This is a genomic window from Methylococcus sp. ANG, assembly GCF_040730495.1.
Classification (GTDB): Bacteria; Pseudomonadota; Gammaproteobacteria; order Methylococcales; family Methylococcaceae; genus Methylococcus.
Map to the genome: position 1 here is coordinate 3342101 of NZ_CP160399.1, position 19489 is coordinate 3361589.

Here is a 19489-nt window from a genome sequence, read left to right on the forward strand (position 1 = left end):
TCAGGCTCCTTGAGAGTGAAATGTCAGAGCGGTCGGGATTGACCCGCTCATCCCTACGACGTGCGGGCGACGGCAATTTCGACAACGCCGCACGAAAAATTTTGTGGGCGTGTGGGCGTGAAACCGGTCCGGTGGCGGAAGGATTCATGGGCCTGCGAGGGTGATGATTGCCGCTCGAACACGGACTCGCCTGGTGATGACTTTCTTCACGGTCGGGCGATGCCTTCATCCAACTACTTGAACGGTCAGCACGTAACCTGTTGATATTAATTGGATCCGACGATTGCCTTTGCGGACTTCGGCGCCTCAAAGGGGAGCGAGGCCGGAGAGAAGAATGGCCAGGAGAGAGCGAAATAGGTCTGAGATGGGCGAGACGACCGAAGGAAGGAAGTCCGCAGGAATCCGCAGGAGTCCCCGCGAACACGCGCGAGCGCGCAAAGAAAAAGGCCAACCGAGAACGGTTGACCTTGGTGTATTGGTGGAGGCGGCGGGGATTGAACCCGCGTCCGCAAATCCTCTGCCATCGGCTCTACATGCGTATCCACTCTATTGATTTAACCGGACGCTACCCGAGTGGCGGGGAAGACGGACGGCGATTCCGTTAGGTTTTAGCGCTTCGGCTCCGGACAGGCTTCAGCGCGAGCTTACAATTGGGTTACCCCCAACCAGCCGCTTGTAAGCGAGCTGCTGATCAGAGGCCGGCCGGCTTAAGCGGCCAGTGCGTAAACGTCGTCGTTGGCGTTTATTTGGTTTGCAGATTGATTTACGAGGTTATCTGCACCTCGGCATGCACCTCAGGTTTCGCGATCCACGTCGAAGCCATGTCGCCCCCCGAGTTAACAGATCAGACCGCGCGGATCAGAGAAAGTTTCCCGGGCGGCCGATTGGGAGCGAATCATACCAGAAATGCCGTCGGCTCGGGCGGAGGGTGCGCGGCACCCTCCGCCCGCGGCTTCAGATTTCGTGAAGCATCTGCTGCGTGTCGCGGACGATGCGCTGTTTTTCCTTCTCGCTCGCTTCGGCCAGATTGTTGAAGACGTTCCGGGCCTTGGGGTCGTCCATTTCCGCCGCTGCTTCCTTATATAGTGTCACGAGGGCGTCGTCGAAAGCGCAGGCGATCTGCACCACTTCGTCGACACTCATGCCGGGGCGGGTCGCCGCGCTTGCCAGCAGCCCTTCGACGCGGTCGCTGGGGGCGAACTGCAGCCAAGTATTGAGGATTGCGCTGCGGGCGTTTTCCTCGAATCGCTCCAGCATTTCCTTCTGTTCGTCTTCATGCCGGCTCAGGTAGTCGAGAGCCATTTTCAGTGGGATTTCCGAGTGATCCGCCTGCTTTTTCAAGGTTTCGTAGTAGTCCCGTATCTGATCGTGGAGCGCTTTGCCATGATCCAGAACATCCCTGACCTGTTCGAAGTTTCTCATGATGCCATCCTCCGTGCTGTAGGTCGCCTCGGCTTTCTGCTTTGGTCTACCAAAATATCAGGGTTAGTGCCACGGGGCCGCGACAGTGAAGTCCGGCTCCTCAAACGGCCATATAGCGCTTCGGCGAGGTTGAGTCAATGGCCTGGCTGATCGGCGGGAATACGCAACGTGAGTAAAGAGGGGGCTTATGGTATTCTCTACCGATTTTATCGAACCCATCTTTCCTCGGCTGTACCGCATGAACGCCCATAAATTGACCCACCTGAAGCACCTGGAATCCGAGAGCATCCACATACTGCGCGAAGTGGTGAGCGAATTCGAGCGGCCGGTGATGCTGTATTCGATTGGGAAGGACTCGGCGGTGATGCTGCATTTGGCGATGAAGGCGTTCCATCCGGGCAAGCCGCCGTTTCCCTTGATGCACGTGGACACCACCTGGAAGTTCCGCGACATGATCGCCTTCCGCGACCGGCGGGCGCAGGAACTGGGGCTGGACCTCATCATCCACGTCAACGAAGACGGGGTGCGCCAGGGCATCAATCCCTTCGTCCACGGCAGCAAGAAGCACACCGACATCATGAAGACCGAAGGGCTCAAGCAGGCCCTGGACAAGTACCGCTTCGACGCCGCCTTCGGCGGGGCCCGCCGGGACGAGGAGAAATCCCGCGCCAAGGAACGGGTGTACTCGTTCCGCGACAAGCACCACCGCTGGGACCCCAAGAGCCAGCGTCCCGAACTGTGGAATTTGTACAACGGCAAGATCAACAAGGGCGAGAGCATCCGCGTGTTCCCCCTGTCCAACTGGACCGAGCTCGACGTCTGGCAGTACATCTATCTCGAGAATATCCCCATCGTCCCGCTCTACTACGCCGCCGAGCGGCCGGTGGTCGAAAGGGACGGCATGCTCATCATGGTCGACGACGAGCGCATGCCGCTCGAGCCGGGCGAGGTGCCGATGCTGAAGAAGGTGCGGTTCCGCACCCTGGGCTGCTATCCCCTCACCGGCGCCGTCGAATCCGACGCCGCCACCCTGCCCGAGATCATCCAGGAAATGCTGCTGACCAAGACCTCCGAACGCCAGGGCCGGCTCATCGACCACGACCAGGCCGGGTCCATGGAAGAAAAGAAGAAGGAAGGGTATTTTTAAAATCATGTCACACCAATCCGACCTCATCGGCACCGACATCCACGCCTACCTGGCCCAGCACGAGCAGAAGGAGCTCTTGCGGCTCCTGACCTGCGGCAGCGTCGACGACGGCAAGAGCACCCTGATCGGGCGGCTGCTGCACGACTCCCAGATGATCTACGAGGACCAGCTCAGCGCGGTGCGGCGCGACAGCCTCAAGTCCGGCACCACCGGCGGCGAGCTCGACCTGGCCCTCCTGGTCGACGGCCTGCAGGCCGAGCGCGAGCAGGGCATCACCATCGACGTGGCCTACCGCTACTTCTCCACGGCCCAGCGCAAGTTCATCATCGCCGACACCCCCGGCCATGAGCAGTACACCCGCAACATGGCCACCGGCGCCTCCACCTGCGACCTGGCCATCATCCTGATCGACGCCCGCCACGGGGTGCAGGTGCAGACCCGGCGCCACAGCTACATCGTCTCGCTGCTGGGGATCAAGCACGTCCTGGTCGCCATCAACAAGATGGACCTGGTGGACCACAGCGAAGCCGTGTTCGACCGCATCCGCGCCGACTACCTGGCCTTCGCCGACAAGCTCGAGCTGCACGACGTGCGCTTCATCCCCATCTCCGCCTTGAACGGCGACAACGTGGTGCACAAGAGCGCGGCCATGCCCTGGTACGGCGGGCCGTCCCTGATCGCGCTGCTCAACACCCTCGAGATCGCCCAGGACCGGAACTTCGACGACCCGCGATTCCCGGTGCAGTACGTCAACCGGCCCCACCTCGACTTCCGCGGCTACAGCGGCACCGTCGCCGCCGGGGTGTTCAAACCGGGCGACCCGGTCCTGGTGCTGCCGGCCAGGACGACCAGCCGGATCCAGTCCATCGTCACCTACGACGGCGAACTGGAGGCAGCCTTCCCGCCCCAGGCCGTCACCCTCACCCTGGAGGACGAGATCGACGTCAGCCGCGGCGACCTCCTGGTGCACCCCGACCGCCTGCCGCACCTCGACAGCCGCTTCGAGGCGCATCTGGTGTGGATGACCGAAGCCCCGCTGATTCCGGGGAAGCAATACCTCCTCAAGCACGCCACCCGGACCCTCACCGGCTCGGTGGCCACCATCCGCCACCGGATCGACGTCAACACCTTGGAACAGCACCCGGCCGGCCAGCTCAATCTCAACGAGATCGGTTTGTGCGAGCTGGCATTGAGCGCTCCGCTGGCATTCGACGCCTATGCCCGCTGCAAGGATACCGGCGCCTTCATCGTCATCGACCGGCTGACCAACGTCACCGTCGGCGCCGGCATGATTTCAGGTCCGGTCCAGGGCGAAACCGGCTTCCGCAAGGTCACCGCCGAGGAGCGCGCCGCCCGCTTCGGCCAGAAGGCCCTCACCGTCTGGCTCACCGGACCCCAGCGTCATGAGATGGCTTATCGGCTCGAGCGGGCGCTGTTCGATATCGGCCATCCGGCGACGGTGCTCGAGGATGAGGCCTTCGGTGCCGAGCTGATCCGGGCGGCGCAACTCGTCAACCACGCAGGGCTGATCTGTTTGTGCCCACTGGCGCATGGCGAGCTCGGTTCGGGCGAGGGGCGGGTGGTGCTGTCCGTGGACGGACGGGACGTGGCCGAGCTCATCGAGGCGCTGCGCCAGCAGGGGATTCTGTCCTAGGCGCGGTATCGTGCCAGTAGCGGCGATGGCTCAGGCGGTAGGGAATGAGTTCGGGTCCCGCACCATCGGCACCGGGCCGGACGGTCAATGCGCCGCCGCTGGCGGTGTCGAATACCCGGATGCCGAGGCGCCGGTAGCGTTCCATCACCTGAGGACTCGGAAATCCCCAGCGGTTGCGATAGCCGGCCGAAACCAGAACGGTGGACGGCCGCACTTCGCTCAAGAATTCCGGGGTGGACGAGGTCTTGCTGCCGTGATGCGGCGCGACCAGTACCGTGCTGGCCAGTGCCGCGGCATAGCGCGTTACCAGGCCGGACTCGGCGCTGCGTTCGATGTCGCCGGTCAGCAGGGCGCCGCCCTGAGTGGCGCTGATCTTCAGCACACAGGACGTGTCGTTGTCATCGTCGGCCGTGGTGCCTTCCCCCTCGGCTCCCTCCGGGGTGGGCGGCCACAGCATCTCGAACCGCACTCCGTCCCATTCCCAGCTTTGCCCGGCCCGGCAGCTTTTCGCGGCGGGATGTGAAAGTTTGTCCGGCACGCTGCTCAGTGCCGCGGCGACCGGGAAGCGCTGCAGCAGGGCGGCGGCTCCTCCGATGTGGTCGTTGTCGCCATGACTGACCACGAGGGTATCGATGGCCGAGATGCCGCGGGCGCGAAGATAAGGCTCCAGCACCGCCGTGCCCATGTCGAAGCTGTCGCTCAGGCGTGCGCCGGTGTCGAACACCAGCGTATGGGCATGGGTTTCCACCACGCTGGCCAGCGCCTGGCCGACGTCCAGCACGGTGAGCCGGTAGCTGCCTTCGGGCGGCGGGCCGGGGGCATAGGTCGCAGCCGGCAGCAGCAGGAACAGGCCCAGCCAGCGTCCGGGAATGCCGCGCGGAATCATCAGCACCGCTGCGCCAAAGGCCGCGAGCAGCGCCATCGGTAACGGTGGGGCGGCATGCTGCCATTGTGCCCAGGGGAGGGCGGAGAGCCATTCGAGCGCTTTCCAGGTCCAGGCGACAAGCGTTTCCGTGAATCCCATCAAGACGATCCCTGCCGCGGGCCAGACCAAGAGCACCAGGGCGCCGAACAGCGCCAGAGGCGTGATCGCCAAGCCCAGCACCGGGACGGCGAACAGATTCGCCAGGGGCGATATCAGTGAGATCTGGCCGAAGAAGAACAGCAGCACCGGCGCGAGGCCGAGGCTGGTGGCCCAGTTGGTCCAGGCCAGCCCCCGCACGAATCCGGCGCGATGCAGCCGGCAGGTCAGCAGATAGAGAATGAACCCGACCGCCAGGAAGGACAGCCAGAACCCCGGCGAGGTCACGGCGAGCGGATCGAGCAGGACGACGGCTGCGAGCGCCCATGTCAGCGTATGGACCGGGCGGAGATGGCGCTGGGCGATGATGCCGCCCATGGCGATCGCGATCATGATCAGCGCCCGCCGTGTCGGTATTGCGAAGCCGGTGAGGGCGGAATAGCCGGCTGCCGCGGCGACCGCCGTCGAGGCGGCCAGGGCCGGAGGCGGCCAGCGCATCACTTGCAGCAGGGCGGCGGCCCCTGCCGCGATGCCGTAGGCGAGGAGGGCAACCAGGCTGATGTGGGAGCCGGAAATGGCGATCAGATGGGCGGTGCCGGTGCGCCTCAACACCTCCCACTGGGACGGGGTGATGGCATCTTCGGCGCCCATGACCAATGCCTGGATCACGCCGTCGAACGGGCTGTCGGCCAGGGCGGCATGGATGCGATCCGACAGGGTTTGGCGCCAAGCGCCGGGCAGCCAGGGATTCGCCGGCCTCAGCAGCGCGTTGCCGGGGGATTCGCGCACGTAGCCGAGGGCACGGATGTTCCGGGAGAACAGCCAGAGTTCGTAGTCCATCCCGCCGGGATTGAGCATGCCGTGCGGGCGTTTGAGCCGGACGGTCAGGCGCCAGTGCTCTCCCGCGCGGAGGGTGCGGTCGGTGTCGTACCAGGTCAGGCGGAGATGTCCGGGGGCTCGGCCACCCTCCGGACTGACGATCCGGCCGACGTCGAATTCGAAGCGCACGCCCCTTTCATTCGGTTCCGGCAGGCTGGCGATGGTGCCTTCGACAATGATGTCCCGCCCTTCGAGATTGCGGGGCAGTTCGTCATGCAGGCGGAGGAGGGCGAAGGCCGAGGCCCAGGCAAAGCCCAGCAGCAGCGCGCAGGCGAGAGACCGGCGGCAGAGGAACAGGATCGGGGCGGCGACGGCGAGGCCGGTCAGCAGCATCGGCGACGGCAGTTCCGGCAGCGTCTGCACCGCGATGCCGCCGCACACGAAGGCCAGCAGCGCCGGGATGCCGTTGCGGCCCGCCCTGGCGCTCGCTTTCATCTTTGCAAACGGAGCACGTACAATAGCCGCCCCGGCCGACAGCCTCATCAGTACAAGACGCCTCATGCCCAAGAAGATTCTCAAGCGTTACATGCCGGACCGGCAACGGATCAGGGAGATCAAGAGCCTCGAGTTCCTGGGGGAAAAACTGCACGCCCCGAATCTTTGGCATCTGAACCGGCGTTCGGTATCGCGGGCATTCGCCGTCGGGCTGTGGGCGATGTATACCCCGCCGCTGCCCTGGCAGATGATCATCGCGGCGATCCTTTCGATCTATTTCGACGCCAACGTGCCTCTGGCGGTGGCGCTGGTGTGGATCACCAACCCCCTGACCTGGGTGCCGATGTACTATTTCGCCTACCTGGTCGGGACCTGGATCCTGGGCCTGGATTCGTTCACCTTTACCGAGTTTTCCTCGTTCTTCAGCATCGAAACCGCATGGAACCTCGGGGCGCCGCTCCTGGTCGGCTGTTTCACGCTCATGAACCTGGGGGCCGTGCTGGGCTATTTCTCCATCCGCTGGCTATGGCGGCGCTCGGTGCGGCAGCATTGGGAGTTCCGCAAGCTGCGGTCCAAGCCGCTCAACAGCCATTATCTGGTGAACCTGAGCTGCCGGGCGTACTGGAAGCTGTTGCACCTCCATCACGCCGACAAGCTCTGAGCCCGCTCAGGGCCGGACCAGCCGCCCGTCCTCCATGTGGAGGACCTCATCCATCTTGTGGGCCAGTGCCGCGTCGTGGGTCACGATGACGAAGCTGACTCCGAATTCCTGGTTGAGTTCGAGCATGAGCTGATAGACCTGCTCCGCGGTCTTACTGTCCAGGTTGCCGGTAGGCTCGTCCGCCAAGACGCATTTCGGGCGCGTCACCAGCGCCCGGGCGATCGCCGCCCGCTGCCGTTCGCCGCCGGAAAGCTCTCCCGGCTTGTGTTCCAGGCGATTCCCCAGGCCCACCCTCTGCAATAGCGCCGCGGCGCTTCCCCTCGCTTCGGTAACGGACGAGCCGCCGATCAGGAGCGGCATGGCGACGTTCTCCAGCACGGTGAATTCGCCCAGCAGGTGATGGAACTGGTAGACGAATCCCAGCGTCCTGTTGCGCAGGCCGGCCAGCCGGCGTTCGTTCAGCGAGGCCAGGTCGATCCCGTCCATCAGGACCTTCCCGCTGGTGGGACTGTCCAGCCCGCCCAGGAGATGCAGGAGAGTGCTCTTGCCGGAGCCGGAAGCACCCATGATGGCCAAGCGCTGGCCCCGCCGGATGCGCAGGTCTACCCCGTGTAGAACCTCGACGTCGAGGATGCCCTGGACGAAGCGCTTGTGCAGAGCGCGGCATTCGAGGACGGGCTCATTCATAGCGCAGCTCCTCCGCCGGGCGCACCCGCGAAGCCTGCCAGGCCGGATAGATCGTGGCCAGCAAGGACAGCAGGAAGGCCATGCTCGTGATCTGGAACACGTCGGTCCAGTTCAGCTTGGACGGCAGGTCGCTGATGTAATAGACGTCGGCGGACAGGAATTTCATGCTGAGCTGGCTTTCGATCCAGTTCACGATCTCGGAGACGTTCAAGGCCAGGAGCACGCCGCCGACGCCGCCGATCAGGGTGCCCACCGCGCCGATCACGGTGCCGAGCACCATGAAGATGCCCATCACGCTGGCGGGCGTCATGCCCTGGGTGCGGAGGATGGCGATGTCGGCGCGCTTGTCCGTCACCACCATGACCAGGGTCGAAACGATGTTGAACGCGGCCACGGCGACGATCAGCAGGAGGATCATGAACATCACCCGCTTCTCGGTCTTGATGGCGCGGAAGAAGTTGGTGTGCGCCTGGGTCCAGTCGGTGACGTAGTAGTCGCCGGGCAGCTTCGGCCCCAGGTCGCGGGCGATGCGGTGGGCGTTGAACAGGTCGTCGAGTTTGAGCCGCAGTCCGCTGATCTCGCCCTCCATGTGCAGCAGGCGGGCCGCGTCGTCGAGCTGGATCAGGGCGAGGTTCCGGTCGTATTCGAACATGCCGACCTGGAACGTGCCGATCACGGTGAAGCGCTTGAGCCTGGGGAGGATGCCCGCCGGCGTCGCGGTGACCTGCGGCGTGATGACCGTGACCTTGTCGCCGGTGGATACGCCGAGATAAGCCGCCAGTTCCGCGCCCAGGATGATGCCGAACTGGCCGGGCTCCAGGTCGGCGAGCTTGCCGAGCTGCATATGGTTCGCCACGTCCGAGACCCGGGGCTCGTAGTCCGGCAGGACGCCCCGCAGCATCGCGCCGCTGGCGCGCCGTTCGGAACTGAGCATGGCCTGGCCTTCGATGTAGGGCGCCCACCCCAGGATACGGGAATCTTCCGAAAGCGCCGGCTCGAGTACCCGCCATTCGCCCAGAGCGCCGCCCGGGCCGGAAATGGACGCGTGCGAGGTCATGCCGAGGATGCGTTCGCGCAGCTCCGCCTCGAAGCCGTTCATGACCGAAAGCACGGTGATCAGCGCGGTGACCCCCAGCGCGATGCCCAGTACCGACGTCAGCGTGATGAAGGAAATGAAGCGGGTGCGCCGTTTGGCGCGCGTATAGCGCAGACCGATGAACAGGACGAGCGGCTTGAACATGGAGGGGCCGAGAAGCCTTGAGGAAAGGTCAGGGATGGGGGGCGGCCGTGCGGCAATGCGCGCAGATGCCGTAGAGGCAGAGCGAGTGGTCGGTCAGGGAAAAATCAAGGTTTTTCGCGATTTCCTTTTGCCGGCTTTCGATCATCTCGTCGCTGAATTCCTCGACCCGCCCGCATTTGACGCAGACGATGTGATCGTGGTGCTCGCCGCGGTTGAACTCGAAGATCGAATTGCCGCCTTCGAAATGATGGCGCTTGACGAGGCCGGCCGCCTCGAACTGGGTCAGCACGCGGTACACGGTCGCCAGCCCGATTTCCTCGCCCTGCTGGATCAGCCGCTTGTACACGTCTTCCGCGGTCAGATGCCGTTCCTGGTCGGACTGCTCCTCGAGCATTTCCAGGATCTTGATCCGGGGCAGGGTGACCTTGAGGCCGGCGTTGCGTATGTCTTGCGTTTCCATGGAGTTCGAGCGCGCTATGTCTTCAAAATCCTCGATCGGGTATTATGCGGCATGGTGCCGCTCGAACCCGGCTGCGATTTCATCCCGTCATGCACCCACATCGTACCATACTCTCCCTGATCGCCACTCTCCCGTTGGCCGCCTGCACCTACGTCGACCGAATTCCCTTTCTTTATCACCTGGACATTCATCAGGGGAACATCGTCTCGCAGGAAATGGTGGACCAGCTGAAGCCGGGCATGAACAGGCGCCAGGTGACGTTCATCATGGGGTCGCCGCTCACGGTGAGCCCGTTCCACGACGACCGCTGGGACTACGTCTATTCCAATCAGCCGGGCGGCGAGGAGCGCGTCCAGCGCCGGATTTCGCTCATGTTCGACCAGGACGAACTGGTGGGGCTGCAGGGCGACTTCAAGCCGGGCGAACTGCCCTCCCTGGACGCCAGCAAGGACGTGAACGTCGACATCCCCAAGATCGAGCGCGACCAGAGCCTTTGGGGACACATCAAGAGCTGGTTCGGCAACGGCTAGGCTTTTTCCTCGCCCTTCTTGGCCGCCCGCTGGCGGCGCGATTCCTTGGGGTCGGCGATCAAAGGCCGGTAGATCTCCACCCGGTCGCCTTGCCGCAAAGGCTGATCGACCCCGCAGGCCTTGCCGAAGATGCCGATCTTGTTGACCGCCAGGTCGATTTCCGGGAATTTTTCCAGCAGCCCGGATGCCTCGATGGCGGCCGCCGCGGAGGTCTCCTCTGCGACGCCGAGCGGCACGATGACCTGGACGTCGGGCCGGGCGTAAGCCACTTCCACGCGGATCGGTTCTGGCGCGCCGGTCATCAGATCAGCTCCATCGCCTTCAGGAAGATGATGCCCATGCCGGCGGGGGCGACGTAGCGCACCAGGAACCTCCAGGTCTCATAACCGCGGGGGTCGGCCATTTCCAGCTCCTCAGCGGTGTCCCGGCGGCTCAGCACCCAGCCGGCGAATACGGCGACCAAGACGCCGCCGGCGGGAAGCATGACGTCCGCGGTCAGGAAGTCGAGCAGTTCGAACAGGTTCCTGTCGAAGAATCGGACGTCCGACCAGGAACTGAAAGACAACAGGGTGCCCAGGCCCAGCCCCCAGCAGGCCAAGCCACTCCAGGCGCTGGCGGCTTCCCGGCTCAGCCCTCGGTTCTCGGTCAGCCAGGCGACCGCCGGTTCGATCATGGCGATCGACGAAGTCAGCGCGGCGAAAAAGACCAGGACGAAAAACAGGGCGCCGAAGAACGATCCGCCCGGCATGGCGCCGAAAGCGATCGGCAGGGTCTGGAAAATCAGGCCCGGTCCCATGCCGGGTTCCAGATGGTTGCTGAACACGATGGGGAAAATCGCCAGGCCTGCAAACAGGGCGACCGCAGTATCGGCAGCCGCAATGAATAGCGTGGATCGGGCGATGGAAACATGGCCGGGCAGATAGGAGCCATAGACCATGATCGAGCCCATGCCCAGCCCCAGCGAGAAGAAGGCTTGCCCCATGGCGGTCAGCACGCTTTCCCCGCTCAGCCGGGAAAAATCGGGCAGGAACAGAAAAGCGATGGCCCGGCCGAAGCCTTCGGTGCCCCCCGCATAGAGGACCAGGACGACCAGCATGACCAGCAGCGCCGGCATCAGGTAGCGCGTGCCTTTCTCCAGGCCGCCGCTCACGCCGCGGCTCACGATGGCCATGGTGGCCGCCATGAACAGGGTGTGCCAGATCACCTGGATCTGGGGATCGGTGCGGAATTCGTCGAAGTAGCGCGCCGCCGTTTCGGGGGTGATGTGGGTGAACAGCGCGCTGTTCATCTTGAAGATGTACGCCATGGCCCAGCCGGCGATGACGCTGTAGTAGGACAGGATCAGGAAACCCGACACCACGCCCAGCCAGCCCGCATACCGCCAGGCCGGGCTGGCATTGGCCGCCTCGGCCAGACTCAGCATGGCGTTGATCGGGCTCTGCCGCCCGCGCCGTCCGAGCAGGGTTTCGGCGATCATGATCGGGATGCCGATGGCCGCGACGCACAGCAGGTACACCAGCACGAAGGCGCCGCCGCCGTTTGCGCCGGTGAGATAGGGAAATTTCCAGATGTTGCCCAGGCCGATGGCCGAACCGCTCGCGGCCAGAATGAAGGCCAGTCGCGACGACCACTGCACGTGGACGAATCGTTGATCGGTCATGGGTATCCTCGAGGGTATGGCTCCGTGTTGTCGACACACGCTCGCACAAGTTCGGAGCATGGCCGCCAGTAGGGTAAAATCGTCACAGCATAACAAACCGAACCGGACCGAAGAAATCCCGCCGTCATGAGCAGCAAGAAAAGCGCCGCAGGAAGCGCCAACATCGCCCAGAACCGCCAGGCGACCCATGAATATTTCATCGAGGAACGCTTCGAAGCGGGCCTGGTGCTGGAAGGCTGGGAGGTCAAGAGTCTGCGGGCGGGCAAGGCGCAGCTCAAGGAAAGCTACGTCGTATTGAAGAATGGCGAGGCATGGTTGTTCGGCGCGCATTTCTCGCCCCTGCCGTCGGCTTCCACCCACGTCCAGCCCGATCCCACCCGCAGCCGCAAGCTCCTCTTGCATGCGGAGGAGCTCAGCCGTCTGATCGGGCAGGTGGAACGCAAGGGCTATACTCTGGTGCCGTTGTCGCTGTATTGGAAGCAGGGCCGCGCGAAGCTCGAAATCGGCCTGGCGCGCGGGAAAAAGCAGCACGACAAGCGCGCTACCGAGAAGGAGCGCGACTGGGAGCGGGAGAAACAGCGGGTCATGAGGCGGGGTTGAGCCTCATTTTGCCTCTTGCCCTTTTCACGGCGGGGGCGACAATGAAAATAATAGGGAATGTTTCGTCAGTTCATCGGAAATCTTAGTGATGTCGCGCCGTCTTTGTCGCTTTGTATGGATTATCGTTGCCGCTGCAATGGGTTGGGTCGCCGGGGAAGCCGTTGCCGGCCCCTATTCGGCGCTGGTCATGGAGATCGAATCGGATCGGGTGCTGTACGAGCGGAACGCCGACGAGATCAGGCATCCCGCCTCCCTGACCAAGATGATGACCCTCTATCTGGTGTTCGAGGCGCTCGAGCAGGGCAGAGCTTCGTTGCATGACACCTTCTACGCTTCCAGCTATTCCGCCTCCAGGTCCCCCTCCCGCATCGGTCTCAGGCCGGGCGATCCGCTGACGGTGGAAGAGGGCATCCTGGCCCTGGTCACCTGCTCCGCCAACGACGCCGCGGCGACGCTGGGCGAAGGGCTGGCCGGCTCGGAGCCGGCTTTCGCCGCCATGATGACGCGAAAAGCGCGCGAGCTGGGCATGAGCCAGACCGTCTTCCGCAATGCCTCGGGGCTGCCCGATCCCGAGCAGGTCACGACGGCCCGCGACATGTACCGGCTCGGCAAGGCGCTGCTGAAGCGTTTTCCCCAGTACTATCCGTATTTCTCCACTTCGCGCTTCCAGTACCGGGGGCGGAGCTTCCACAATCACAATCATCTGCTCGAGAACTATTACGGCGCGGACGGCATCAAGACCGGCTTCGTCAACGCCTCGGGCTTCAACCTGGTGGCATCGGCCCGCCGCAACGGCGTCCGTCTGGTAGGCGTGGTGTTCGGCGGCAATTCGTCATTCCGCCGGGATGCCCACATGCGCGACATTCTCGACGACGGATTCGCCCAGATCGAAGGCCGCGAGCCCAGCGTGCGGTTCGCCGGTTTCGACCAGGGATACGTACCGCGTTTGTTGACGCGTTCCGGAGAGAGCCGGGCTTCCGCCGCTCCGAAGAAAGCCGGGCGTGCGGCCGCAGGTAAGAAGAACGGAGATCGTTCCAAAGCGGCGGTTGCGCGCGCTTCCCCTGGGAAGCAGAAGGGGCCGCCCACGCACGCCAAACGCAAGCCGGCCGCGGCGAAATCTTCTCCCGTGCGCGCCAAGTCTTCGAAGACTTCGGCCACGGCGAAGCGTTGAGGCGGACGACGGACGAGGATTTGGAGAGAGCCTGAACGAGCGGCGCCCCGACGTGCGGGGCGCAGCTTGGCGGAGCGGGTAATGCGGAAGCGAGCTTACGGCGCTTTCTCGAGTTCGCCCGCCGGCACGGTGCCGTCGGAACGGCCCTTGATGTAGGTGTAGAGGTCGTCGATGCCTTCTGCCACCTTCTTGTTGGCTTCGAATGGGGGCATGGCGTTGCGGCCCTTCAGAACCACTTCCGTGAACTGGTCCTTGCTCAGGTTCTTGAGGCTGTTCAGCAGGTTGGGGAATGCTGCGCTGCCTTCGCCGGTGGCGCCGTGGCAGGTTTCGCAACGCTGCTGCTTGTAGATCTTGAAGCCATTGTAGGTGGCCTGGTCGACGGGAGCCGAGAAGGCGGGGGCGGCCACGGCGCCGAGCACCAGGGTGGCCAGAGCGGTTGTCCGGATAGACGTCTTCTTGTGATCCATTGCGTTTCTCTGTTTGTTTTCGGGTATTGACCGGGAGTTTTTCATCGTCTGCCATGGCGGGTACGGCGGCGGATAGGATGACAGTCCGCCGACAGGCCCGCCAAGGGAAAAAATCCCGGATGTTTGCTGCCAAAGAGCGCGAGTCAGAATACCCAAGACCTACATCTGTTGTAAATACAGGCGCTAACGCCCGGATGCGGTTTCGTCCCCCTGGCAGAAGGGGCGTGGCGACCGTAAACTAGCCCGGCATCGTGCACCACATCATGGAGCTGGAGACGGAAATGAGCGAGAAAGACCTCTTGGAAACCTTGGAGCAGTTGCGGGCGCAGGTTGCGGCGCTGGAGGCGGATAAAGCTTCCAAGGCGCGTCTGGAGTCTTTGATCGGAACGCTGGAGCAGCGGCTGCAAGGCGCCGGCAGCGAAGAGCACCATGTGCATCTGGTGGCGGAACTCAAGGAGGCGATCTCGCATTTCGAAGTCGAGCACCCGCGCCTGACCGGCATACTCAACGACCTGATGGTGACGCTGAGCAACATGGGCATCTGAGGACGCGCCGGCCCGGCAGGCGCGCGGCTGGTCTGCCTTCGCCGGGGAGTCGCGCGCCTGCACGACTCTTCCGTCTCCGGAAATTTCAGACCGGTCCGGAATCGAAATACCGGCGTGCCGCGAACCGCGCATGCTGGGCGAGGTAATCCGGCCGGTGCATCGGCCCGACCAGAAGGAGGCCGGCGAGGAAGCCGCCGACATGGGCCCAGAATGCCACTCCGCCGCTGGCGCCGCCCAGGGCCGGTAGGCCGCTGATGAGCTGGATGAAAAACCAGTAGCCGAGCATGGCGAAGGCCGGGACGGCGACGGTGGTCCAGTAGAAGCCCAGGAATATCAGGGTGATGACCTGGGTGCGGGGGTAGAGGCGGGCGTAAGCGCCCATGACGCCGCCGATGGCGCCGGAAGCGCCGACCATCGGCACGGCGGCGGTCGGGTCCGAGGCGATCTGCGCCGCTGCCGCCGCCAGGCCGCACAGCACATAGAAGCCGACGAAGCGCACCGGTCCCATCACGTCTTCCACATTGTCGCCGAACACCCACAGGAACCACATGTTGCCGATGATGTGGAACCAGCCGCCGTGCAGGAACATGTGGGTCACGAGGGTCCAGGCCGACGCGTCGCCGTCGAGCTGGCAGCCGAAATTCTGGCTGACCGGGATGATGGTGCCGACCGGCGCCAGCCTGAGCAGTTCGCCGGGTATGAGCGCATACTCGCAAAGCGATTGCGCCAGGGGTTGGTCCTGTCCGAGCCCCTGTACGATGGCCCAGGCGCCGACGTTGATCAGCAGGATCAGCAGGACGGCGATGGGGCGGCGCAGGGCCGGGTTGATGTCGCGCAGCGGAAACATGATGGCCCCCTGGGTCGGTTCGAGTGATGGTCAGTGCCCAGCCGTGGGCTCGTCGGGCACTTCCCACCGGGAAAGGTGCCGGGTGAGTGTGTAGGGCCATCCCTGGACTCCGTTGCCCCGATTCCTTTCCCCGCGGGGCTCGGGCGGCGCGACTGAAGGGTGTTCAGTGCCCGATGTCGGAAAACGGTACGTCGAGGATGGCATATTCCTGCCATAAGGCATAGTCGTAATGCCACCATTCCCGGGGATGAACGCTGAAGCCTTCGGCTTCCATCGCCACCCGCAGCCGGTCGCGGTGCTCGCGGGCCGCCGCCGTGCCGCCTTCATAGGCGGGGTAGGCGCGTTCGGTCATCTCGTCGTAATCGGATGGCATGGCTACCTCGTGACCGGTCTTCAGATCGTAGAGGCTCAAGTCGACAGCGCAGCCGCGATTGTGGCGCGAGCCCTCGCGGGGATCGGCCACGAACATCCGCTGGGTGCCGCTGGTCGATTCCCAGAACAGACGCGTCACCGACCAGGGGCGGTAGCCGTCGAACAGGATCAGGCCGTAGCCCTGCGGCTTCAGCCGGGCGTTGACTCGGGCGACGGCTTCGGCCGCCGGCCGCTGCAGGAACACCCGCGGTTCGGCGTAAACCGGCTTGTGGACGAAGTTGTTGGGTGTGGCGTAGCGCACGTCCAGCTTGATCGTGGGGTCCAGCGGTGTGACTTCGATCAGCTCCGGCGTCCGGAACGGACCGGTTTCCACGGGCGGCCGGAGCGGGGCTGCGGTGGCCGCGGCGCTCATCAAGATTACGGTGGTCATGAGCCCGCCCAGCTTAAACATAGAGGGCGTTGGAAAGCTGGCCGCGGTAGCGGCGAGTGAGTTCATGGCCGTCGCCCAGCAGCCGGAAAATGGCGACGCAGGCTTTGCGGGCGCCGTCCTCGTCGTAGCCGCGGGCCTTGCGCACGAGTTCGATCAGCTGATCCAGCGCCGGCTCGTAATCCTCTTCCCGAATCTTTCCGATCGCGTCCAGGTAGGCGGATTTGGCGTCCGCCTCCGCCAGCCGTTCCGGGTGCTCCAGCAGCCCGAACAGCCGGGCCAGCGTGCGCAGGGCCTCGGCGGCATCGCTCTGGTCGGAGTCCGGCCCGATGGGTTTGAGTGCCTCCAGGGCTTCGTCCGGCTGGGTCTTGAGGAGCAGGTGGGCCAGCAGCACGGCGGCTCGGCCGTTGGCCGGCTCGGCAGCAAGGACTTGGCGCAGCACCGGTTCCGCTTCTGCCGCCCGGCCGGCGCCGATCAGTCCCTCGGCCAGCTTCAACTGGCCCCGGTGAGGGCTGGGCAGGGCGCCCTTCAGCCAGTCTTCCAGGGCCGATTCGGGCAAGGCGCCGGTGAATTCGTCGGCGACGGCGCCGTCGACGAAAAGCTTGACGTTGGGAATCCCGCGCACGCCGTATTGCTGGGCGATTTCGGGGTGTTCCTCGGTGTTCACCTTGACCAGTTCGAAGCGGCCGGCCAAGCGCGCGGCGACGGCTTCCAACGCGGGCGTGAGGGCGCGGCAGGGCGCGCACCAAGGCGCCCAGAAATCCACCAGCACCGGGATGGTGAAGCTGGCCTCGATGACGGCGCGGTCGAAATCAAATGGGGAATCGGACATGGAAAGGGTTCCGGAAAGGCAGTGTGACAGGGGGATGACCGAGATTTTCGCAAATCGCCGGACGGGTTGAACAGCCCGCGTTGCAGCCGGTCGCCGACAAACTGCGCACAAAGTTATCCACAGATTCTGTGGATATCGCGGGCTGCATCAGCATCGGCTTTTATTCTCGTCAAGACCTTGATTTCCTGGTTCCGTGTGGGTAAAGAGCCGCGAAGAGTGAAATCAAAGTCGTTATGAAACAATTCGATGCGTTCTGCGGGTGCCAATGTGTAGTCGATCGCGGCCATTGTTTCCCGCCGCTCCGAGGATACGTTCCCAACCGGTCCTTTCGCCGATTCCGGCCCGTAAAAATGCATTTTGTCCACAGCTTGGAAAAATTAGAAATTCGTGATTCACTTCGGTCAAACCAACCCGGTCAGTATCCCCGGAACCCACGAGGCGAACATGAACAAATGGCTGCGAGCCGTCACGCTGGCGATATCGTTACCGAGTGCGCCGACTCTCGGCGGTGAGCTCCTCGGCATCACTCCCGACGAACTGGAAACGCTGAAAGCTCAGGGCGTTCCGGTGGTGGACGTCCGGACGCCCGAGGAATGGCGCAAGACCGGCGTCATCGAGGGAAGCAAGCCGCTGACGTTCTTCGATTCCAAAGGTGCTTACGACGCCACCGCCTGGATGCGGCAGTTCAAGACGATCGTCTCCGATGCCGCCCGGCCGGTGGTGCTGGTCTGCCGTTCAGGCAACCGCACCGCCACGGTCGGAAAGATGCTCACGCAGGAGCTGGGCTACGAGCGCGTCTACCATCTGGAGAAGGGCTTGCAGGTCTGGAGCGCGGAGGGCCACAAGCTCGCCCCTTGCGGGAGCTGTTGACGATTACGGGTTAACGCGGGTCGCCGGGGTCGAGCTGGCAGTCGTCCAACTCGGGCAGGGGGGCTTCCTCCAGGTCGATCCCGCGTTCCCGCAGCGCCTGCTTGAGGCTTGCGAGCTGCTGATCCAGCGCCTGGATGTGGTCGAGCATGTGGTTGACGGCGTGGGCGACCGGGTCCGGCATGTCCGGCGTCATGCCGTAGGCGTCGAAGCCGAGCTTGCTGGCGATGGCCAAGCGCTGCGCCTCCTGGGCCCTGCGGTCCGGGTTGATGATGTGGCCCGGAATCCCGACCACCGTGGCGCCGGCGGGCACGGTGCGCAGCACGACCGAATTGGAACCGATGCGCGCGCCGTCGCCCACGCTGATGGGGCCGAGCACCTTGGCGCCGGCGCCGATCACCACCCCGTCGCCCAGAGTCGGATGGCGTTTGCCTTTCTGCCAACTGGTGCCGCCCAGGGTCACCCCGTGGTAGAGCGTGCAATCGTCCCCGATCACCGCGGTTTCTCCGATGACGACTCCCATGCCGTGGTCGATGAACAGGCGGCGGCCCAGCGTCGCGCCGGGATGGATCTCGATGCCGGTCGCCCAGCGCGCGAGATAGGACAGGGCCCGCGCGGGCCAGCGCAAGCCGTGGTTCCAGAGCCAGTGGCTGAAGCGGTGGATCAGCACCGCGTGGACGCCGGGATAGACGGTCAGTATCTCGAAAAACGACTGGGCCGCGGGGTCCCGGGCGAAGATGCAGCTGAACTCTTCTCTAATTTTCTTCAGCATTGCGGATTCCGGCGCCGGCGGCGCTGTGCTGGGCCGCGGTGAGGATGCCCCGCAGCAGGTGGATTTCCTGGGCTTCGATCTGCGCGCTGTTGAAGATGCGGCGGAGTCTGCGCATGATCGAGGGCGATGACCTGCGCTGGTGCAGGAACCTTATGTCGTACAGCGTCCGCTCCAGATGATCGAAGAATGAGGCCATCTGTTCGCCGTCCGCCAATGCTGCCCCGGAACGGCCGGAGCTGCCCTGCCCGGCGGCGAGGTAGAGCTCGTAGGCGACGACCTGGACCGCGCAGGCGAGGTTGAGTGAACTGAATTCCGGGTTGGCGGCGATGTGCAGCAGGTAGTGGCAGCGCTCCAGTTCCTCGTTGGTCAGCCCCGAATGCTCGCGCCCGAACACGATGGCGGTGGCGGTGCCCTCCGGCAGGCCGGCTATCTTCGCCGCGGCCGTTCTGGGGTCGAGCTCCGGCCACGCGATGGTTCTAAGGCGTGCGCTGGCGCCGATGACGACCTGGCAGTCCGCGATGGCGTTCTCCAGCGAGCCGACCACCCGAGCGCCCGCCAGCAGGTCGTCGGCGCCGGAGGCGCGGGCGGTGGCCTGTTCACTGGGGAAGATTTTCGGCGAGACCAGGGCCAGGTCGCTCAGGCCCATGTTCTTCATGGCACGGGCGACGCCGCCGATGTTGCCGGGATGGGTGGTTTCGACCAGTACGATGCGTATATCGGAGAGCACGGTCGAGTTTTTGCGCTCGGGATTTTTTGAGAACGGAAAATAGTATCAGAATTTTGGTAGGCTATC

The 19489-nt window shown here is 64.2% G+C and carries 21 protein-coding genes and 1 other RNA gene; 8 read left to right on the forward strand and 14 right to left on the reverse strand.

What is annotated here, in order from left to right:
* Window positions 1-476: 476 nt before the first annotated feature.
* Together ssrA and ABZN20_RS16365 are read right to left on the reverse strand one after the other, a co-directional pair.
* Window positions 477-832, reverse strand: a transfer-messenger RNA (tmRNA) gene (gene ssrA / locus ABZN20_RS16360).
* A gap of 122 nt (window positions 833-954) precedes the next feature.
* A complete protein-coding gene (locus tag ABZN20_RS16365) occupies window positions 955-1422 on the reverse strand; it encodes a hypothetical protein (RefSeq protein WP_367025954.1) in 468 nt (155 codons plus the stop codon).
* 238 nt (window positions 1423-1660) lie between these two features.
* Here ABZN20_RS16365 and cysD point away from each other — a divergent pair, with 238 nt between their 5' ends.
* Window positions 1661-2569, forward strand: coding sequence for a sulfate adenylyltransferase subunit CysD (gene cysD / locus ABZN20_RS16370; RefSeq protein WP_367025955.1), 909 nt, complete (start codon window positions 1661-1663; stop codon window positions 2567-2569).
* Between the two features lie 4 nt (window positions 2570-2573).
* Window positions 2574-4223 carry a sulfate adenylyltransferase subunit CysN gene (gene cysN, locus ABZN20_RS16375; RefSeq protein WP_367025956.1) on the forward strand — a complete coding sequence of 550 codons (1650 nt, stop codon included), beginning with the start codon at window positions 2574-2576 and terminating at the stop codon, window positions 4221-4223.
* Here the strand turns inward: cysN and ABZN20_RS16380 are convergent.
* Window positions 4186-6558, reverse strand: a complete 2373-nt coding sequence (locus ABZN20_RS16380) for a DNA internalization-related competence protein ComEC/Rec2 (RefSeq protein ID WP_367025957.1) — start codon at window positions 6556-6558, stop codon at window positions 4186-4188. The genes cysN and ABZN20_RS16380 overlap by 38 nt on opposite strands.
* Window positions 6559-6622: 64 nt before the next feature.
* Between ABZN20_RS16380 and ABZN20_RS16385 the strand changes: the two genes are divergently transcribed.
* Window positions 6623-7219, forward strand: coding sequence for a DUF2062 domain-containing protein (locus ABZN20_RS16385; protein ID WP_218808813.1), 597 nt, complete (start codon window positions 6623-6625; stop codon window positions 7217-7219).
* Window positions 7220-7225: 6 nt separating this feature from the next.
* Here ABZN20_RS16385 and lolD read toward each other — a convergent pair whose 3' ends face one another.
* Genes lolD through fur form a run of 3 tightly spaced genes read right to left on the reverse strand, consistent with a single transcriptional unit; the run spans window position 7226 to window position 9606 of the window.
* Window positions 7226-7906: a lipoprotein-releasing ABC transporter ATP-binding protein LolD gene (lolD, locus tag ABZN20_RS16390; RefSeq protein WP_218808814.1), complete on the reverse strand. Its 681-nt coding sequence runs from the start codon at window positions 7904-7906 to the stop codon at window positions 7226-7228.
* Window positions 7899-9146: a lipoprotein-releasing ABC transporter permease subunit gene (locus tag ABZN20_RS16395; protein ID WP_367025958.1), complete on the reverse strand. Its 1248-nt coding sequence runs from the start codon at window positions 9144-9146 to the stop codon at window positions 7899-7901. Before ABZN20_RS16395 ends, lolD begins: the two co-directional genes overlap by 8 nt.
* A 28-nt stretch (window positions 9147-9174) precedes the next feature.
* Entirely contained in the window at window positions 9175-9606 is a 432-nt protein-coding gene (gene fur, locus ABZN20_RS16400; RefSeq protein WP_218808816.1) for a ferric iron uptake transcriptional regulator, read from the reverse strand.
* An 89-nt stretch (window positions 9607-9695) separates the two neighbouring features.
* Here fur and ABZN20_RS16405 point away from each other — a divergent pair, with 89 nt between their 5' ends.
* Window positions 9696-10136, forward strand: a complete 441-nt coding sequence (locus tag ABZN20_RS16405; protein WP_255556680.1) for an outer membrane protein assembly factor BamE — start codon at window positions 9696-9698, stop codon at window positions 10134-10136.
* Here the strand turns inward: ABZN20_RS16405 and ABZN20_RS16410 are convergent.
* Both ABZN20_RS16410 and ABZN20_RS16415 read right to left on the reverse strand, forming a co-directional pair.
* Complete coding sequence (locus tag ABZN20_RS16410; protein ID WP_367025959.1) at window positions 10133-10438, reverse strand: RnfH family protein; 306 nt, start codon at window positions 10436-10438, stop codon at window positions 10133-10135. The two genes, ABZN20_RS16405 and ABZN20_RS16410, sit on opposite strands and share 4 nt — an antisense overlap.
* Window positions 10438-11796 (reverse strand): sodium-dependent transporter, encoded by a 1359-nt coding sequence (locus ABZN20_RS16415; RefSeq protein ID WP_218808819.1) that lies wholly within the window; start codon window positions 11794-11796, stop codon window positions 10438-10440. Before ABZN20_RS16415 ends, ABZN20_RS16410 begins: the two co-directional genes overlap by 1 nt.
* Before the next feature lie 126 nt (window positions 11797-11922).
* On the opposite strand from ABZN20_RS16415, the gene smpB reads away from it, so the two are divergent.
* Both smpB and ABZN20_RS16425 read left to right on the forward strand, forming a co-directional pair.
* Window positions 11923-12396 (forward strand): SsrA-binding protein SmpB, encoded by a 474-nt coding sequence (gene smpB / locus ABZN20_RS16420; RefSeq protein WP_218808820.1) that lies wholly within the window; start codon window positions 11923-11925, stop codon window positions 12394-12396.
* Between the two features lie 136 nt (window positions 12397-12532).
* Complete coding sequence (locus ABZN20_RS16425; RefSeq protein ID WP_367025960.1) at window positions 12533-13567, forward strand: D-alanyl-D-alanine carboxypeptidase family protein; 1035 nt, start codon at window positions 12533-12535, stop codon at window positions 13565-13567.
* Between the two features lie 95 nt (window positions 13568-13662).
* On the opposite strand, the gene ABZN20_RS16430 is transcribed toward ABZN20_RS16425, so the two are convergent.
* Window positions 13663-14034 carry a c-type cytochrome gene (locus ABZN20_RS16430; RefSeq protein WP_218808822.1) on the reverse strand — a complete coding sequence of 124 codons (372 nt, stop codon included), beginning with the start codon at window positions 14032-14034 and terminating at the stop codon, window positions 13663-13665.
* 281 nt (window positions 14035-14315) lie between these two features.
* On the opposite strand from ABZN20_RS16430, the gene ABZN20_RS16435 reads away from it, so the two are divergent.
* The gene (locus tag ABZN20_RS16435) at window positions 14316-14579 is read left to right on the forward strand and encodes a DUF4404 family protein (protein ID WP_255556681.1); all 264 of its coding nucleotides are present in this window, start codon (window positions 14316-14318) and stop codon (window positions 14577-14579) included.
* An 85-nt stretch (window positions 14580-14664) separates the two neighbouring features.
* On the opposite strand, the gene ABZN20_RS16440 is transcribed toward ABZN20_RS16435, so the two are convergent.
* From ABZN20_RS16440 to ABZN20_RS16450, 3 genes are all read right to left on the reverse strand, one after another.
* The gene (locus ABZN20_RS16440) at window positions 14665-15426 is read right to left on the reverse strand and encodes a rhomboid family intramembrane serine protease (RefSeq protein WP_367025961.1); all 762 of its coding nucleotides are present in this window, start codon (window positions 15424-15426) and stop codon (window positions 14665-14667) included.
* 163 nt (window positions 15427-15589) lie between these two features.
* The gene (locus ABZN20_RS16445) at window positions 15590-16228 is read right to left on the reverse strand and encodes a M15 family metallopeptidase (RefSeq protein WP_218808825.1); all 639 of its coding nucleotides are present in this window, start codon (window positions 16226-16228) and stop codon (window positions 15590-15592) included.
* Between the two features lie 13 nt (window positions 16229-16241).
* Window positions 16242-17057: a tetratricopeptide repeat protein gene (locus ABZN20_RS16450; protein WP_367025962.1), complete on the reverse strand. Its 816-nt coding sequence runs from the start codon at window positions 17055-17057 to the stop codon at window positions 16242-16244.
* 444 nt (window positions 17058-17501) lie between these two features.
* On the opposite strand from ABZN20_RS16450, the gene ABZN20_RS16455 reads away from it, so the two are divergent.
* Window positions 17502-17927, forward strand: coding sequence for a rhodanese-like domain-containing protein (locus ABZN20_RS16455; RefSeq protein ID WP_367025963.1), 426 nt, complete (start codon window positions 17502-17504; stop codon window positions 17925-17927).
* 10 nt (window positions 17928-17937) lie between these two features.
* Here the strand turns inward: ABZN20_RS16455 and cysE are convergent, their stop codons facing one another.
* Entirely contained in the window at window positions 17938-18696 is a 759-nt protein-coding gene (gene cysE, locus ABZN20_RS16460; protein ID WP_218808829.1) for a serine O-acetyltransferase, read from the reverse strand.
* On the reverse strand, window positions 18680-19423 hold the full coding sequence (locus tag ABZN20_RS16465; RefSeq protein ID WP_367025964.1) for an RNA methyltransferase: 744 nt from the start codon (window positions 19421-19423) through the stop codon (window positions 18680-18682). The genes cysE and ABZN20_RS16465 overlap by 17 nt, the downstream gene beginning before the upstream one ends.
* Window positions 19424-19489 lie beyond the last annotated feature (66 nt).

Bases quoted from the DNA above. Each gene is read 5' to 3' on its own strand.
- ABZN20_RS16410 (WP_367025959.1), bottom strand. From the start codon at position 10,438: ATGACCGGCGCGCCAGAACCGATCCGCGTGGAAGTGGCTTACGCCCGG.
- smpB (WP_218808820.1), top strand. From the start codon at position 11,923: ATGAGCAGCAAGAAAAGCGCCGCAGGAAGCGCCAACATCGCCCAGAAC.
- ABZN20_RS16385 (WP_218808813.1), top strand. From the start codon at position 6,623: ATGCCCAAGAAGATTCTCAAGCGTTACATGCCGGACCGGCAACGGATC.
- ABZN20_RS16365 (WP_367025954.1), bottom strand. From the start codon at position 1,422: ATGAGAAACTTCGAACAGGTCAGGGATGTTCTGGATCATGGCAAAGCG.
- ABZN20_RS16440 (WP_367025961.1), bottom strand. From the start codon at position 15,426: ATGTTTCCGCTGCGCGACATCAACCCGGCCCTGCGCCGCCCCATCGCC.
- ABZN20_RS16380 (WP_367025957.1), bottom strand. From the start codon at position 6,558: ATGAAAGCGAGCGCCAGGGCGGGCCGCAACGGCATCCCGGCGCTGCTG.
- ABZN20_RS16395 (WP_367025958.1), bottom strand. From the start codon at position 9,146: ATGTTCAAGCCGCTCGTCCTGTTCATCGGTCTGCGCTATACGCGCGCC.
- cysE (WP_218808829.1), bottom strand. From the start codon at position 18,696: ATGCTGAAGAAAATTAGAGAAGAGTTCAGCTGCATCTTCGCCCGGGAC.
- fur (WP_218808816.1), bottom strand. From the start codon at position 9,606: ATGGAAACGCAAGACATACGCAACGCCGGCCTCAAGGTCACCCTGCCC.
- ABZN20_RS16455 (WP_367025963.1), top strand. From the start codon at position 17,502: ATGAACAAATGGCTGCGAGCCGTCACGCTGGCGATATCGTTACCGAGT.
- ABZN20_RS16430 (WP_218808822.1), bottom strand. From the start codon at position 14,034: ATGGATCACAAGAAGACGTCTATCCGGACAACCGCTCTGGCCACCCTG.
- ABZN20_RS16445 (WP_218808825.1), bottom strand. From the start codon at position 16,228: ATGACCACCGTAATCTTGATGAGCGCCGCGGCCACCGCAGCCCCGCTC.
- ABZN20_RS16405 (WP_255556680.1), top strand. From the start codon at position 9,696: ATGCACCCACATCGTACCATACTCTCCCTGATCGCCACTCTCCCGTTG.
- ABZN20_RS16415 (WP_218808819.1), bottom strand. From the start codon at position 11,796: ATGACCGATCAACGATTCGTCCACGTGCAGTGGTCGTCGCGACTGGCC.
- cysN (WP_367025956.1), top strand. From the start codon at position 2,574: ATGTCACACCAATCCGACCTCATCGGCACCGACATCCACGCCTACCTG.
- ABZN20_RS16425 (WP_367025960.1), top strand. From the start codon at position 12,533: ATGGGTTGGGTCGCCGGGGAAGCCGTTGCCGGCCCCTATTCGGCGCTG.
- lolD (WP_218808814.1), bottom strand. From the start codon at position 7,906: ATGAATGAGCCCGTCCTCGAATGCCGCGCTCTGCACAAGCGCTTCGTC.
- cysD (WP_367025955.1), top strand. From the start codon at position 1,661: ATGAACGCCCATAAATTGACCCACCTGAAGCACCTGGAATCCGAGAGC.
- ABZN20_RS16450 (WP_367025962.1), bottom strand. From the start codon at position 17,057: ATGTCCGATTCCCCATTTGATTTCGACCGCGCCGTCATCGAGGCCAGC.
- ABZN20_RS16435 (WP_255556681.1), top strand. From the start codon at position 14,316: ATGAGCGAGAAAGACCTCTTGGAAACCTTGGAGCAGTTGCGGGCGCAG.